This is a genomic window from Reyranella sp. GW821-FHT12G01, assembly GCF_058806575.1.
In genome coordinates, this window is the sequence record NZ_JBXAPV010000001.1 from 1250788 (window position 1) to 1263417 (window position 12630).

Below are 12630 nucleotides of genomic sequence, written 5' to 3' on the forward strand. Positions count from 1 at the left end.
GCGGGCCGCCATGACTCACAGGGTTGCCATCGTCGGCGCCGGCCCGTCCGGCTTCTATGCCGCAGACGGGCTGCTGCGCGGCCGGCCCGACCTGCGCATCGACATCATCGACCGCCTGCCCACTCCCTACGGGCTGGTGCGGGCCGGCGTCGCCCCCGACCACCAGGGCACCAAGGCCGTGGTCCGCCAGTTCGACAAGCTTCTGGATCAGCCGGACCTGCGCTTTGCCGGCAATATCGAGATCGGCCGCGACCTTTCCTGGGACGAGCTCGTTGCGGCCTACGACGCGGTGATCGTCGCCACCGGCATGGTCATCGACCGCAAGCTCGGCATCCCGGGCGAGGAGTTGCCGCAGGTCTGGGGCTCGTGGCGCTTCGTGGCCTGGCTGAACGGCCATCCCGATTTCCGCGGCGGTCCCGACCTCTCGGGCGTGAAGTCGGTGGCGGTGATCGGCAATGGCAATGTCGCGCTCGACGTGGCGCGCCTGCTCGCCAAGACGCCGGATGAGATGGCCAAGTCCGACATCGTGCCGGAAGCGGCGGCCGCGATCGTGGCAGCACCTCTCACAGACATCCATGTGATCGGCCGGCGCGGCGCCGAGCATGCGTCCTTCACCACCAACGAGCTGGCCGAGATGGGCCGCCTGGCGCGCGCCGTCTCGGTCGCCGATGCCGGCGTGCTCGACGCGGTGGCGCCAGCCAGCGATCCGACGCCGGAGAAGCTGCGCAAGACCAAGAACATCGACACGCTGAAAGGCTTCGCCGCGCATAGTGCGGGGGAGAAGCCGGTGACGGTTCACTTTCGCTTCCACGCGACTCCGGTCGCGATCCGCCCCGGCGAGGTCGAACTGTCGACGGGCACCATCGCCACCGATCTCGTCGTCACCTGCATCGGCTACACCGGCGAGGCCTTTCCGAAGTCGGACGGTGTTTTCGCCGTCGGCTGGGCGCGTCGCGGTCCCAGCGGCACCATCCCGACCAACCGCGCCGACAGTCATGCGGTAGCGAAGGACGTGATCGCCTGGCTCGACGGCCGCGATCCCAAGAGCGGCCCCGACATCCTGCCGCTCGCCGTCGACGCCGAAGGCTGGCGCCGCATCGACAAAGCCGAGATCGCGGCCGGTGCGGCGCAGGGACGGCCACGGCTCAAGTTTGTCGACCGGCAAGCGCTTCTCGACATCGCGCAGGGCGATTAAGCAACCGACCTCGAAGCAACCGACTTTCCAAACAAAGACCTCACCCTGAGGAGCGCTCCGCAGGAGCGCGTCTCGAAGGGTGGGAATAAGCACCACGTCTGTTGCCCATCCTTCGAGACGGCCACTTCGTGGCCTCCTCAGGATGAGGTTAGTGGGGCGATGGTGGACCGGCAGGCACTTCTGGACATCGCGCAGGGCGGCTGAACGTTCTATCCTCCCGAAAACAAAAGACGTTTCAGGGAGGATTTATGATGCTGGCCATAGGTCGCCGTTTTGTCTGCGCGCTTGCCGCCGCCGTCGCGGTTCTGCCGTTCGCCGCACCGGCGTCGGCGCAGACCACGCTCAAGGTGGCGCTGCATTCCGATCTGAAAATCATCGACCCGATCTGGACCGTGGCGCTGATCTCCGCGCATCACGGTTATCTCGTCTACGACACGCTGTTCGCGCTCGACGACAAGCTCGAGGTGAAGCCGCAGATGGTCGACACCTGGACCGTCTCGCCCGACAAGCTCACCTGGACGTTCACTTTGCGCGACGGGCTCGAATGGCATGACGGCACGCCGGTCACCGCCGAGGATTGCGTCGCGTCGCTGAAGCGCTGGGCGGCGCGCGATGCGGTGGGGCAGAAGCTGATCGCCAATGTCAGCGACCTGTCGCCGGTCGACGCGAAGACCTTCAAGATGGTGCTGAAGGAGCCGCGCGGGCTTGTGCTGGAGACGATCGGCAAGTCGGGCGCGAACGTGCCGTTCATGATGCCCAAGCGCATCGCCGACACCGATCCCAACACACAGATCTCCGACGCCACCGGTTCGGGTCCCTTCATCTTCAAGAAGGACGAGTGGAAGGCGGGCGAAAAGGCCGTCTATCTCAAGAACCCGAAATACAAGCCGCGCACCGAACCCGCGTCGGGACTGGCCGGCGGAAAGCTCGCGAAGGTCGATCGCATCGAATGGATCTGGATCGCCGACAGCCAGACGCAGGTGAACGCACTGCTGAACGGCGAGATCGACCTTATCGAGAATTTCTCGCCCGACCTGCTGCCGCTGATCGCCAAGGACAAGGCGATCCGCACCACCGTCCTGAACAAGTGGGGCCGCCAGTACGTCATGCGCTTCAACGTGCTGCACAAGCCGTTCGACAATCCGCTGATCCGGCAGGCCGCGATGTATGCGGTGAACCAGAAGGACGTGCTGGAGGCCAATGTCGGCAACCCGTCCTACTACAGCGAGTGCAAGTCGCTGTTCCCTTGCAGCTCGCCGCTGGAATCGACCAAGGGCTGGGCGGACAAGCTGGGCGGCGACGCGGCCAAGGCCAAGCAGCTCCTGCAGCAGGCGGGCTACGACGGCACGCCGGTCGTGCTGCTGCACCAGACCGACGTGGCCGGGCACAACAACCTCGCCACCGTGGCCAAGGTCCAGCTCGAACGAGCCGGCTTCAAGGTCGACCTGCAGCCGATGGATTGGCAGACGCTGGTGTCGCGCCGCACCCGCAAGGAACCGCTGTCGGCCGGCGGCTGGAGCGCCTTCTTCACCTCGTCGAGCGCGCTGAATGTGCTCGATCCGGTCGAGAATTTCTTCCTGAACGCATCGTGCGACAAGGCGCCGTTCGGCTGGCCCTGCGACGCCGAGATCGAGCGGCTGCGCACGGAGTACACAAAGGAAACCGACCCAGCCAAGCAGAAGGCGATCGCCGAGCAGGTCCAGTTGCGCGTGATCGAGTATCCGACGCACGCGCCGCTCGGCCAGTTCACCACGCCGACCGCCGTTCGCGGCAATGTGACCGGACTTTTGCAGGCGCCGTCGCTGGCGCTCTGGAATATCGAGAAGAAATAGCTTCCCGAGGTCGCGGGAAACGACTACCGGCCTTATTCTTGCTCTTCTACGGGGATGGGCAAGTACGGGGAAGGCTAGGGAGTTTCCATGCTGAATTTCGGTCGTCGTTTCATGTGCGCGCTCGCCGCCGCCGCCGCGGTGGTGCCGTTCGCCGCGCCTGCGCCTGCCTCGGCGCAGTCCACGCTCAAGGTCGCGCTCCATTCGGATCTGAAGATCATCGATCCGATCTGGACCACCGCGCTGATCACCCAGCACCACAGCTACCTGATCTACGACACGCTGTTTGCGCTCGACGACAAGCTGCAGGTCAAGCCGCAGATGGTCGACAAGTGGGAGGTCTCACCCGACAAGCTCACCTGGACCTTTACCCTGCGCGACGGGCTCGCCTGGCATGACGGCAAGCCGGTGACGGCGGCCGATTGCGTCGCCTCGCTGAAGCGCTGGGGCGCCAAGGACGCGATGGGCCAGAAGCTGATGTCCTACGTGACCGACCTGTCGGCGCCGGACGACAAGACCATCAAGATGGTCCTGAAGGAGCCCTACGGCCTCGTGCTCAACACCCTGGGCAAGCCGGGCTCCAACGTGCCGTTCATGATGCCCAAGCGCATCGCCGACACCGACCCGAATACGCAGATCACCGATTCCACCGGCTCCGGCCCGTTCATCTTCAAGAAGGACGAGTGGAAGCCCGGGGAGAAGGCGGTCTACGTCAAGAACCCCAACTACAAGCCGCGCGCCGAGCCGTCGGCCGGCCTCGCCGGCGGCAAGGTCGCCAAGGTGGATCGCGTCGAGTGGGTCTGGATCCCCGACACGCAGACGCAGGTCAACGCGCTGCTGGCCGACGAGATCGACATGATCGAGACGGTGCCGCCCGATCTGCTGCCGCTGGTCGAGAAGGAAAAGGGCGTCAAGATCCAGGTCGTGAACCAGGCCGGCCGCCAGTACTCGATGCGCTTCAACACGCTGCACAAGCCGTTCGACAATCCCAAGATCCGCGAAGCCGTGCTCTACGCGCTGAACCAGAAGGATTTCCTCGACGCCAACGTCGGCAATCCCAAGTACTACACCGAGTGCAAGTCGCTGTTCCCCTGCGGCTCGCCGATGGAGACGACCAAGGGCTGGGAAGACAAGCTCTCGGGCAACGCCGCCAAGGCCAAGCAGCTCCTGGCCGAGGCGGGCTACGACGGCACGCCGGTCGTGCTGATGCACCAGACCGACACGCCCGGACACAATGCGCTGGCGACCGTCGCCAAGCCGCAGCTGGAGAAGGCCGGCTTCAAGGTCGACCTGCAGTCGATGGACTGGCAGACGCTGGTCGGCCGCCGCGCCAAGAAGGATCCGCTCAATGCCGGTGGCTGGAGCGCGTTCTTCACGTCTTGGGCCGCCGCCGACGTGCTCGATCCGGTGGCCGTCGCCTTCCTGAACGCCTCCTGCGAGAAGGCAACGTTCGGCTGGCCGTGCGATCCCGAGCTCGAGAAGCTGCGCGACGCCTTCGCCAAGGAAACCGATCCGGCGAAGCAGAAGGAGATCGCCGCCCAGGTCCAGGCGCGCGCGGCGGTGTATCCGACGCATGCGCCGCTCGGCCAGTTCACCGCCCCGACCGCCGTCGGCCGCAAGGCGTCGGGCCTGCTGCCCTCGCCCGCGCTGGCGCTGTGGAACGTCGAGAAGAAGTAATCGCGCAGCGATTACCCTGAGCGAAGTGCGCAGCACGTAGCCGAAGGGTCTCGCCGCAAGCGATTAGAACAGAAAGGGGCAGGCCGCAGGGCCTGCCCCTTTTCCATGTCCGGACGAGGTGTCTCCTCGGAGCGCGCAACTCCCGCAACTGGAGTTGCGCGCTCCAATGAAGTGCAGGTTCTAATCGAGCCGGACGCTGATGCCTTCGAGGCCCTTGGCCGACGCGGGGTAGCGCGTCATCACTTCGGCGTCGTGGCCGGGGATCACCATCTCGACCCTGCCCTCGGCCAGCTTCTTCAGCTTGTCGTAGCCCGCCAGCATGTCGGCGACCGAGTAGACGATCGAGAACAGCTTGTCGTTGTTCACGCCCCAGAAGTAATGCGAGGCGTCGGAGGCGAGCACGAGCCAGCCGTTGCGCGTCATGATGCGCACCGACTGGATGCCGGCAGTGTGGCCGCCGATCAGGTGCAGCGAGATGCCGGGCTGCAGCTCCTCGTCGCCGTCATGGAACACCAGCCGTCCGCCGTAGAGCGCGCGCACCATGCCGACGATGTCCTCGCACTCGTAGGCGTGGCGGAACGGTCCCTTGCACATGTGGCGGCCGGTCGCGAAGTTCATCTCCTTGTCCTGGAGATGGAAGCGCGCCTTCGGGAAGCGGTCCCAGTTGCCGATATGGTCGTAGTGGAGATGGGTGACGATGACGTCCTCGATCTCCTTCGCGTCGATGCCGAGTTCGCCTAACAGGTCGGCCGGGTTCTTCTTTACCTCGCGGCCGCGCTGCTTGCCGACCGTGGCGTTGAAGCCGGTGTCGATCACGATGGGCTTGCCGCCGATCGCGCGGTTGCCGCTCTCGTCGAGCGGGATGGCGACCCAGACGAAGTAGTCCATCGGGAAGTCGGCGTCGTGCGGGTCGGGGTTGATCTGCACTTCCCATGCCTTGCGCGGCAGGTGGGCGTATTTGACCGCATGCACCTCGTATATGGGCGTCGAACGCATCTTTGTTTCCTTCCCGGCGGGTTCGTTGCCGGACCCTAGCGCGCCGGCCGGCTTTGGCGCTACAGTGGCGACATGGCCCGCATGGACCTCCTTGGACGGCGAATTAGCACCACGGTTTGCACTGCAAACCGTTGCGTTGCCGCGTTCGCCTTTTACTCGTCCAAGGAATCGTCCGATGTCTGCCGTACTCTCCCTCAAGCGTAGCAATTCCGCCGTCCGTTACTGCTTCGAAGCCGACGCCGAGCCCGGCGTGCTGCCGCGTGCCCTCGAGCTGATCGCCAAGCGCGGCCTGGTGCCGGCGCGGGTCTTCGCGCAAGCCGACGGCGATGCGCTCAGCGTCGAGATCGAGGTGGAAGGGCTGGAGCCGGCAACCGCCGAACATGTCGGCCGCTCGCTCGGCCAGATCGTCGGCGTGCGGCACGTTTTCTAGAACCTTGCCTCCCCATTCAAATGGGGAGGCGATTAAGACGCCAACCGCTCCACGATCGCGTCGATGTGGAGGCGGGCGACGTCGATGGCGGGGAAGCCGGCCGTCGTTTCGTCGAACATCACGGTGAGGTCGGTGCCGGCCAGCAGGATCGTCTCGACGCCGTCGCGGCGCTGCAGCTCGGCGGCGAGCTCGCGGAACTTGGCGGCGTCGGCGTCATTGGAACGCTGCGTGTCGAGGATGCGCTGGTAGGCAGCGCCCGCGAAGGCAACTTCGTCGGGGCGCGGCTTCACGATCTCGACGTCGGGCGCGTAGCGTTGGAGCTGGCCCCACAGGCTGCCTTCGATGGTGAAGACCGTGCCGAACAGCGCCACGCGCCGCAGCTTCTTTGCACGCAATTCGGCGCCGAGCGTTTCCACGATGTCGACGATCGGCAGGGACGTGCGCTGCTTCACCCGGTCGATGGCGATGTGCGGCGTGACGGCAGGGATCGCCATCACCTGCGCGCCCGCGCGTGCCATGCGGTCGAGGAACGACACGAGATAGGCTGCCAGCTCGTCGAGCTTGCCCGCGCGCACCAGCCCCTGGCCGAAATCGACATCGGCATGGGTGAAGACGAGATCGGGCGTGACGCCGCGCGCTTTGCAGGCGGCCGCGATGCGTTCGTAGTAGTGAACCGTCGCGGCGACGCTGAGCCCGCCGATGATGCCGACGCAGGCCATGGCGGCTGCTCTATTCGGTGAAGGTGATGTTGTTCTCGCGGATCACCTTGCCCCAGGTCTCGACCTCGCCTTTGGCGAAGCTGTCCATCTGGGCGGCCGGCCAGTCCTTCAGCACCGTGCCGAGCTGGTTGGCGCGGGCCACGACGGCTTCCATCTTGCCGATCTTGCGCATCGCGGCGTTCAGCTTCTCGACGATCGGCTGCGGCGTGCCGGCCGGCGCGAACAGCGCGAACCAGCCGTCGAGGATGAGGCCGGGCAGGCCCGCTTCGGCCGTCGTGGGAATGTCAGGGAATGCCGGATGCCGCTCCGCACTCGCGAGGGCCAGCGCCTTCACGGTGCCGCTGCGGATGTGCGCCGACATCGAGGGCGGCGTCACGATCAGCAACTCGACCTGGCCCGCCACGACGTCGGCGGTCGCAGGCCCCGCGCCCTTGTAGGGAACGTGCACGAGGTCGAGGCCGGCCGCCTTGTTCAAAAGCACGCCGCCCAGGTGCGGCACCGAGCCGGCGCCGACCGAGGCGTAGTTCAGCTTGCCGGGATTGGCCTTGGCGTAGGCGATGAAGCTCTTGAGGTCGTCGGCCGGGACCTTCTTGGCGATGACGATGACGTGCGGCGCGACCGCGCCCATCGCGACGCCGACGAAGTCGTCGGGCTTCCAGTTCAGGTCCTTGATCAGCGCCGGATTGGCCGAGTGATAGGCCGAGTACTGCATCAGCAGCGTGTAGCCGTCAGGCTTGGCACGCGCGACGATGGCCGTGCCGATGTTGCCGTTGCCGCCGCCCTTGTTGTCGACGATCACCTGCTGGCCGAGTTCCTGGCTCAGCAGGTCGGAATAGAGGCGCGCGACGAGATCGGTGCCGCCGCCCGGCGGAGCCGGCACCACCATGGTGATCGGCTTGTCGGGATAGGTGCCTTGGGCGAAGGCGGTGCCTGTCGCGGACGACGTGGCCGCGGTGGCGGCGGCGAGGGCGACGAAGCTGCGGCGTTTCATCCTGTGTCTTTCCTTAGGTCGGATAGTTGCGCTTCCACACCCCGGCGAGCTCGGGCTTGGCATCGGCGCGGCGCGCGATCTTGAAGAGGCGGGGCGTCTCGCTCTCGAACCAGCCGCGCTTGGGGCGCCAGCGGGTCATCACGTCGATGTAGATGTCGAGCGCGCTGAACCGCTCGCCCAGGAACCACGGCGCGCCGGCCTCGCTCTCGACCTGGCGCCAGAGGCGTTGGGCATAGGCGTCGGTGGCGGCGCGGAACGGATCGCGCGCGTTGTTCACCGAGACGAAGCGCGCGGGATCGTCGGCGTAGGTGAAGGTCGGGTAGATGTTGGCGACGATGAACACCAGCCAGCGCAGGAACTTCGCGCGTTCCGCGCTGCCCGCCGCCGGCACCAGCGAATCGGTGCCGGTGACCTCGGCCAGCAGCAGCGTGATGGCGGCGCTCTCGCTCATGACCGTGCCGTCGGGCAGGACCAGCGTCGGCACCTGGGCGAGCGGGTTCACCTTCTCGAGCTTCGCCTTCGCGCCGGGCGTACGGAACAGGTCCTCGACCGGCTCGAAGGTGAAGGGCAGCCCATACCAGTCGAGCTGCGCCTCGATCAGGGCCGAGCCCCAGCCGGGCCGGCCCCAGAGGGTGTAGTTGCCGCTCACCAGACGGCCTTACGGCTTCTGCAGCGGCTGGATCAGGCTCGACGTGTCCCAGCGGCCACCGCCGCGCGCCTGGACGCGCTCGTAGAACTGGTCGACCAGCGCGACCAGCGGCATGCCGGCCTTCTGGCGCTTGCCCTCGGCCATGGCGATGCCGAGGTCCTTGCGCATCCAGTCGACGGCGAAGCCGTAGTCGAACTTGCCGTTCACCATGTTCTGCCAGCGATTCTCCATCTGCCAGCTCTGCGCCGCGCCCTTGGAGATGGCGCCCAGCGCCTTCTCCATGTCGAGGCCGGCGCGCTGGCCGAGGTTCAGCGCCTCGGCGAGGCCCTGCACGATGCCGGCGATGCACATCTGGTTCATCATCTTGGTGATCTGTCCCGCGCCCGGCGGGCCGATCAGCGTGACCGCCTTGGAGAAGGCGTCGGCCACCGGCTTGGCCTTGTCGAACGGGGCCTGTTCACCGCCGCACATCACGGTGAGCTGGCCGTTCTCGGCGCCCGCCTGGCCGCCCGAGACCGGCGCGTCGATGAAGTCGATGCCGAGCTTCTTGCCGGCGGCATGGAGCTCGCGGGCGATGTCGGCCGAGGCCGTGGTGTTGTCGAAGAAGATCGTGCCCTTGCCCATGCCGGCAAACGCGCCGTCGGGCCCGAGCACGACCGAGCGCAGGTCGTCGTCGTTGCCGACGCAGCAGAACACGATCTCCTGGCCGGCAGCAGCCTCCTTGGGCGTCTTCGCGGCCTTGCCCTTGTGCTTCTGCGTCCAGGCCTCGGCCTTGGCGAAGGTGCGATTGTAGACGGTGACCTCGTGGCCCTTGGCGGCGAGATGCCCCGCCATCGGAAAGCCCATTACGCCCAGACCCAGAAATGCCACTTTGGCCATCGTTCTCTCCCGCGAAATTCCGTCCCTGTCCGCCAGGGCGGCCGCGATCATAGAGGCAAAATGGGACCGCGCCAGTCGGGGTGAAGAGGGGCGGAAGGGGGGCGCTCAGCTCACGAACTGCAGGCCGGGCACCTTGTCGTTCAGCCAGTCGCGGACGCCGCTCACCTGCGGGAAATAGGAGCGCTTGCCGTAGACGTCGCCGGTGCCGTTCGAGTTGACGCCGGCGATGGCCCAGCCGCCGCCCGCCGTCCGGACCCAGGTCGAGCCGCCGCTGTCGCCCGAGCCCAGCAGCCCGTCGAGCCGCGACGCGCCCCCGCTCTCGCGGCGCAGGGTCACGCCGAACCAGTTGCCGGCATCGTCGCCCGTGCCGTCCTTCGGCACCGGCCGCACGGGCGCCATGGTGCGGGACACGACATTCGAGGCGGCAGCCTTGTCGGACGGCTCGTAGAATTTGAGCTGCTGGCCCTCCGAGGCGATGCCGCGGCTGCCATAGCCGATCATCACGACCTGCATGCCCTCGCGCACCGGGTTGGCGTAGAGCGCGGGCGGCGGGCCGCTGTCGGTGACGGCATCGCGCAAGGTGACGATGGCGAAGTCGTAGCCGGTGCGTTCGTCGTTGCTCCAGTTGTAGAGCGGATGGAAGTCGACGGCGACGCCGCGATGCACCGCGCCGCTGGCCGAGCGGTAGATGTAGTAACGCGCCGGCCCTCCACGATTGAAGATGTGCGCGGCCGTCAGAATCCGGCCACGCCCCTCGACATTGCCGATCCAGGTACCCGACGCCGCGCCCCATCCCGGATCGTCGCTGCCGCGGTTGCGGGCCATCGCGACGAGGCTCGCGAACTGCGGCTGGTTGGCCAGCGCGATATGCGCGCCGAAACCCTCGCTCTCATGGCCGCGCCGCCCGCCTTCTTCGCGCCACGTGCTGTCGAGGATGATGACCGCATTGGCGGGCCGCGTCGCAGCGGCGACGCCGGCGGAAGCACAGGCCAGGAGTCGGCGTCGCTGGATGCTCATGGACCGGCCCCCGCTGCGGTACCGGCGCAGCATAGGGGTGAGGTCAGCCGCGGACCAGCCATCACGGCTTTACGTTCGCTTGGCTCCAAGGCCGGAGTTCAAATGTCGCTCGCGAGAAGTCGAGATTGCCGGTGGACGTGTCGCCGTAGGAGTAGCCCTCAATCATGGAGAGGCGACCGTCCTTCAGGAACACGAGGAAGCCCATGCCATGCTCGACTCCGAGCACATCTCCGCAGCCTCCGCTCAGCGGCGACTTTTCGGCCAGCACAGCGGCGTTGGTTGCCACTGTTAGGTGGGAAAAGAAACCGGCGCCTGTGTTCTCAAAAGTGACGACCTGCGCGGTCTCGATCTGCTGGCGGAGTGTCTCTGCGGCCGCCGGATAGTCCGCCGCCGTGATTTCAAGAACTTTTCGCTCGATGGGCCAAAGCGGACGCATTTGAGGCGTTCAGCTTATCGAGCGAACAGGCGCCGCGCCAACCGTGAGGCTTTACCCGCGGACCAGCAACACCACGATCACCGCGAAGCCTGTCAGCAGCGGTGGCAGCGCGAGCGGCCAGGCGCGGCGGTAGAGGATCGCGTCGGAGGTCGAGAGCGCCAGGATCGCCGCGCCCATCGAGACGCGGATCGGCGACAGCATGGTGAGGTTGGCCGTGACGCTGTTCTGCACCGCCGCGATCCAGGCCGGGTCGAGGACCAAGGCGCGGGCGAGCGCGGTCTCCATCGGCATCAGCATGGCGCTGGATGCCGCCCCGCTGCCGGTGAGGAAGCCGCCGGCCGCGGCGAACAGCGGCACGCCGAGCGCCGCGCCGCGTCCGGCGACCGAGCGCAGCGCCTCGGCGATCGAGGTCGCCATGCCGGAGCCGACATAGAATTCGGCCATCACCACGAAGGCGAGCGTCACGGCGCAGGCGCGCCACGCGCCGTTCGCTGCTTCCTTCACGACCTGGCCGAGCGGCGCGCGTGCCAGCAGCACGACCGCGATGCCGATCGACAGCAGCCAGAAGCCCGGCGCGTAGAAGGGCGCGAAGGCTGGCTGGTTGTCGAACGGGCGCATCGCCCACAGGGGCTTCAGCAGGTCGCGCAGCGGCGTCACCAACCGCGTGGCGCAGAGGACGAGCGTGAGCGCGACGTAGGGCGCGGCGGCCTGCAGTGTGGCGCGCGTGCGGGCAAGGTCGGGACGCTCGTCGCGCCAGAAGCGCACGGCCAGCAGGAAGGCGGTGGGCGCGGCGGCGGCAATCTCGACGTCGCTGTAGCGGTTGGCCGTCCAGATCAGCGCCAGCAGCAGCGCCGTCCAGAGGAGGTCGTCGAGCTTCTGCAGCGACGGCACGGGCACGCCGGCCTCGCGCGCGAAGCGCCAGTAGAGGCCGAGGTAGAGGGCGTGGATCGGCACCTGCAGCACCGCCGAGCTGACGCCCAGCTCGGTCGGCGTGAGGCCGGCCAGGGTTGCGCCCACGGTCGTGCCGATGGCGAGCGCGCCCCACGGCACCAGCGACTGGCTGTAGAGGCCGAGCAGCAGCGCCGGCAGGCCGCCGATGCCCAGCCGCCGCAGCGCCGCGAGGGCGATGATGTAGCCGACGCCGAAGCCGGTCACCGATTCGGCGAAGGGCGCCAGCAGGAAGCAGACCGAGAAGAGGCGGCGCGGGGTGGCCTCGAGCGCTGCGGTGTCGCTCCCAGCATTGCCCGCGGCGGCGCGCGCGAGATTGGCGCGATGGAAGAAGACGCCGGTCACGATGATCGCGATGACGTGCCAGGAGAGCCACAGCCCGGCCGGCACCTCGCGGCGGAACAGGATCGCCACGGCGCCCGGACCATCCGATTGCATCACCAGGGCAGCCGAGGCCGCCAGGGTCGCGGCGAGGCCGGCCAGGCCCGCCACCAGGGCGCTGGCGCGGCCCGAGGCCAGCAGGCCCAGGACGAGGAGGAGCGGCAGGAGCGAGAGGAGCGTCGTCATGGCGGCCGTTTTACAGTCTTCCAGCAGGCCGCATGCTTCGGTTTCGGCCGAATCGAGGCTCCGGGAGGGGTAAAAACGCCGCCTTGCGTCGGCGCTCCCTTTCCCTTAAACCCGCCGCCGATGCCCCGATAGCTCAGCTGGTAGAGCACGTCATTCGTAATGATGGGGTCGGCGGTTCGATTCCGTCTCGGGGCACCATTTCTTCAATGACTTGTAGGTTCCTGTCGTGCAGGCTTTCCCTTCCAGGAAGCACTGGGCAGGACGAGACAAGGCGTCGACACTCGAATTTCGGGGCGT

12 protein-coding genes and 1 tRNA gene are annotated in these 12630 nt (G+C 67.2%); 5 read left to right on the top strand and 8 right to left on the bottom strand.

The window, feature by feature from the left end:
• Window positions 1-10 precede the first annotated feature (10 nt).
• The 3 genes from AC1RP5_RS06150 to AC1RP5_RS06160 all read left to right on the top strand — a co-directional run bounded on the left by AC1RP5_RS06150 (window position 11) and on the right by AC1RP5_RS06160 (window position 4701).
• Entirely contained in the window at window positions 11-1195 is a 1185-nt protein-coding gene (locus AC1RP5_RS06150) for an FAD-dependent oxidoreductase (RefSeq protein ID WP_493109729.1), read from the top strand.
• 248 nt (window positions 1196-1443) lie between these two features.
• A complete protein-coding gene (locus AC1RP5_RS06155) occupies window positions 1444-3027 on the top strand; it encodes an ABC transporter substrate-binding protein (protein WP_493109730.1) in 1584 nt (527 codons plus the stop codon).
• An 87-nt stretch (window positions 3028-3114) separates the two neighbouring features.
• Window positions 3115-4701 carry an ABC transporter substrate-binding protein gene (locus AC1RP5_RS06160; RefSeq protein ID WP_493109731.1) on the top strand — a complete coding sequence of 529 codons (1587 nt, stop codon included), beginning with the start codon at window positions 3115-3117 and terminating at the stop codon, window positions 4699-4701.
• A 180-nt stretch (window positions 4702-4881) separates the two neighbouring features.
• Here AC1RP5_RS06160 and AC1RP5_RS06165 read toward each other — a convergent pair whose 3' ends face one another.
• Window positions 4882-5697: an N-acyl homoserine lactonase family protein gene (locus tag AC1RP5_RS06165; RefSeq protein ID WP_493109732.1), complete on the bottom strand. Its 816-nt coding sequence runs from the start codon at window positions 5695-5697 to the stop codon at window positions 4882-4884.
• 175 nt (window positions 5698-5872) lie between these two features.
• Here AC1RP5_RS06165 and AC1RP5_RS06170 point away from each other — a divergent pair, with 175 nt between their 5' ends.
• Entirely contained in the window at window positions 5873-6127 is a 255-nt protein-coding gene (locus AC1RP5_RS06170) for an ACT-like domain-containing protein (protein ID WP_289297836.1), read from the top strand.
• A 32-nt stretch (window positions 6128-6159) separates the two neighbouring features.
• Here the strand turns inward: AC1RP5_RS06170 and AC1RP5_RS06175 are convergent, their stop codons facing one another.
• The 7 genes from AC1RP5_RS06175 to AC1RP5_RS06205 all read right to left on the bottom strand — a co-directional run bounded on the left by AC1RP5_RS06175 (window position 6160) and on the right by AC1RP5_RS06205 (window position 12333).
• Window positions 6160-6846, bottom strand: coding sequence for an aspartate/glutamate racemase family protein (locus AC1RP5_RS06175; RefSeq protein ID WP_493109733.1), 687 nt, complete (start codon window positions 6844-6846; stop codon window positions 6160-6162).
• 10 nt (window positions 6847-6856) lie between these two features.
• Window positions 6857-7837 carry a Bug family tripartite tricarboxylate transporter substrate binding protein gene (locus AC1RP5_RS06180; protein WP_493109734.1) on the bottom strand — a complete coding sequence of 327 codons (981 nt, stop codon included), beginning with the start codon at window positions 7835-7837 and terminating at the stop codon, window positions 6857-6859.
• A gap of 13 nt (window positions 7838-7850) precedes the next feature.
• Window positions 7851-8486 carry a glutathione S-transferase family protein gene (locus tag AC1RP5_RS06185; RefSeq protein WP_493109735.1) on the bottom strand — a complete coding sequence of 212 codons (636 nt, stop codon included), beginning with the start codon at window positions 8484-8486 and terminating at the stop codon, window positions 7851-7853.
• A gap of 9 nt (window positions 8487-8495) precedes the next feature.
• Window positions 8496-9365 carry an NAD(P)-dependent oxidoreductase gene (locus tag AC1RP5_RS06190; RefSeq protein ID WP_493109736.1) on the bottom strand — a complete coding sequence of 290 codons (870 nt, stop codon included), beginning with the start codon at window positions 9363-9365 and terminating at the stop codon, window positions 8496-8498.
• 105 nt (window positions 9366-9470) lie between these two features.
• Window positions 9471-10382, bottom strand: coding sequence for a trypsin-like peptidase domain-containing protein (locus tag AC1RP5_RS06195; protein ID WP_493109737.1), 912 nt, complete (start codon window positions 10380-10382; stop codon window positions 9471-9473).
• Window positions 10383-10443: 61 nt separating this feature from the next.
• Window positions 10444-10818, bottom strand: coding sequence for a hypothetical protein (locus AC1RP5_RS06200; protein ID WP_493109738.1), 375 nt, complete (start codon window positions 10816-10818; stop codon window positions 10444-10446).
• Window positions 10819-10869: 51 nt separating this feature from the next.
• A complete protein-coding gene (locus AC1RP5_RS06205; RefSeq protein ID WP_493109739.1) occupies window positions 10870-12333 on the bottom strand; it encodes an L-lactate permease in 1464 nt (487 codons plus the stop codon).
• 122 nt (window positions 12334-12455) lie between these two features.
• Between AC1RP5_RS06205 and AC1RP5_RS06210 the strand changes: the two genes are divergently transcribed.
• Window positions 12456-12531 (top strand) — tRNA-Thr (locus tag AC1RP5_RS06210).
• The last annotated feature ends 99 nt before the right edge of the window (window positions 12532-12630 follow it).

What these genes read in the sequence shown, in the direction of transcription:
- AC1RP5_RS06150 (WP_493109729.1), top strand. Translation starts at nt 11, where the DNA reads ATGACTCACAGGGTTGCCATCGTCGGCGCCGGCCCGTCCGGCTTCTAT.
- AC1RP5_RS06155 (WP_493109730.1), top strand. Translation starts at nt 1,444, where the DNA reads ATGATGCTGGCCATAGGTCGCCGTTTTGTCTGCGCGCTTGCCGCCGCC.
- AC1RP5_RS06160 (WP_493109731.1), top strand. Translation starts at nt 3,115, where the DNA reads ATGCTGAATTTCGGTCGTCGTTTCATGTGCGCGCTCGCCGCCGCCGCC.
- AC1RP5_RS06165 (WP_493109732.1), bottom strand. Translation starts at nt 5,697, where the DNA reads ATGCGTTCGACGCCCATATACGAGGTGCATGCGGTCAAATACGCCCAC.
- AC1RP5_RS06170 (WP_289297836.1), top strand. Translation starts at nt 5,873, where the DNA reads ATGTCTGCCGTACTCTCCCTCAAGCGTAGCAATTCCGCCGTCCGTTAC.
- AC1RP5_RS06175 (WP_493109733.1), bottom strand. Translation starts at nt 6,846, where the DNA reads ATGGCCTGCGTCGGCATCATCGGCGGGCTCAGCGTCGCCGCGACGGTT.
- AC1RP5_RS06180 (WP_493109734.1), bottom strand. Translation starts at nt 7,837, where the DNA reads ATGAAACGCCGCAGCTTCGTCGCCCTCGCCGCCGCCACCGCGGCCACG.
- AC1RP5_RS06190 (WP_493109736.1), bottom strand. Translation starts at nt 9,365, where the DNA reads ATGGCCAAAGTGGCATTTCTGGGTCTGGGCGTAATGGGCTTTCCGATG.
- AC1RP5_RS06195 (WP_493109737.1), bottom strand. Translation starts at nt 10,382, where the DNA reads ATGAGCATCCAGCGACGCCGACTCCTGGCCTGTGCTTCCGCCGGCGTC.
- AC1RP5_RS06200 (WP_493109738.1), bottom strand. Translation starts at nt 10,818, where the DNA reads ATGCGTCCGCTTTGGCCCATCGAGCGAAAAGTTCTTGAAATCACGGCG.
- AC1RP5_RS06205 (WP_493109739.1), bottom strand. Translation starts at nt 12,333, where the DNA reads ATGACGACGCTCCTCTCGCTCCTGCCGCTCCTCCTCGTCCTGGGCCTG.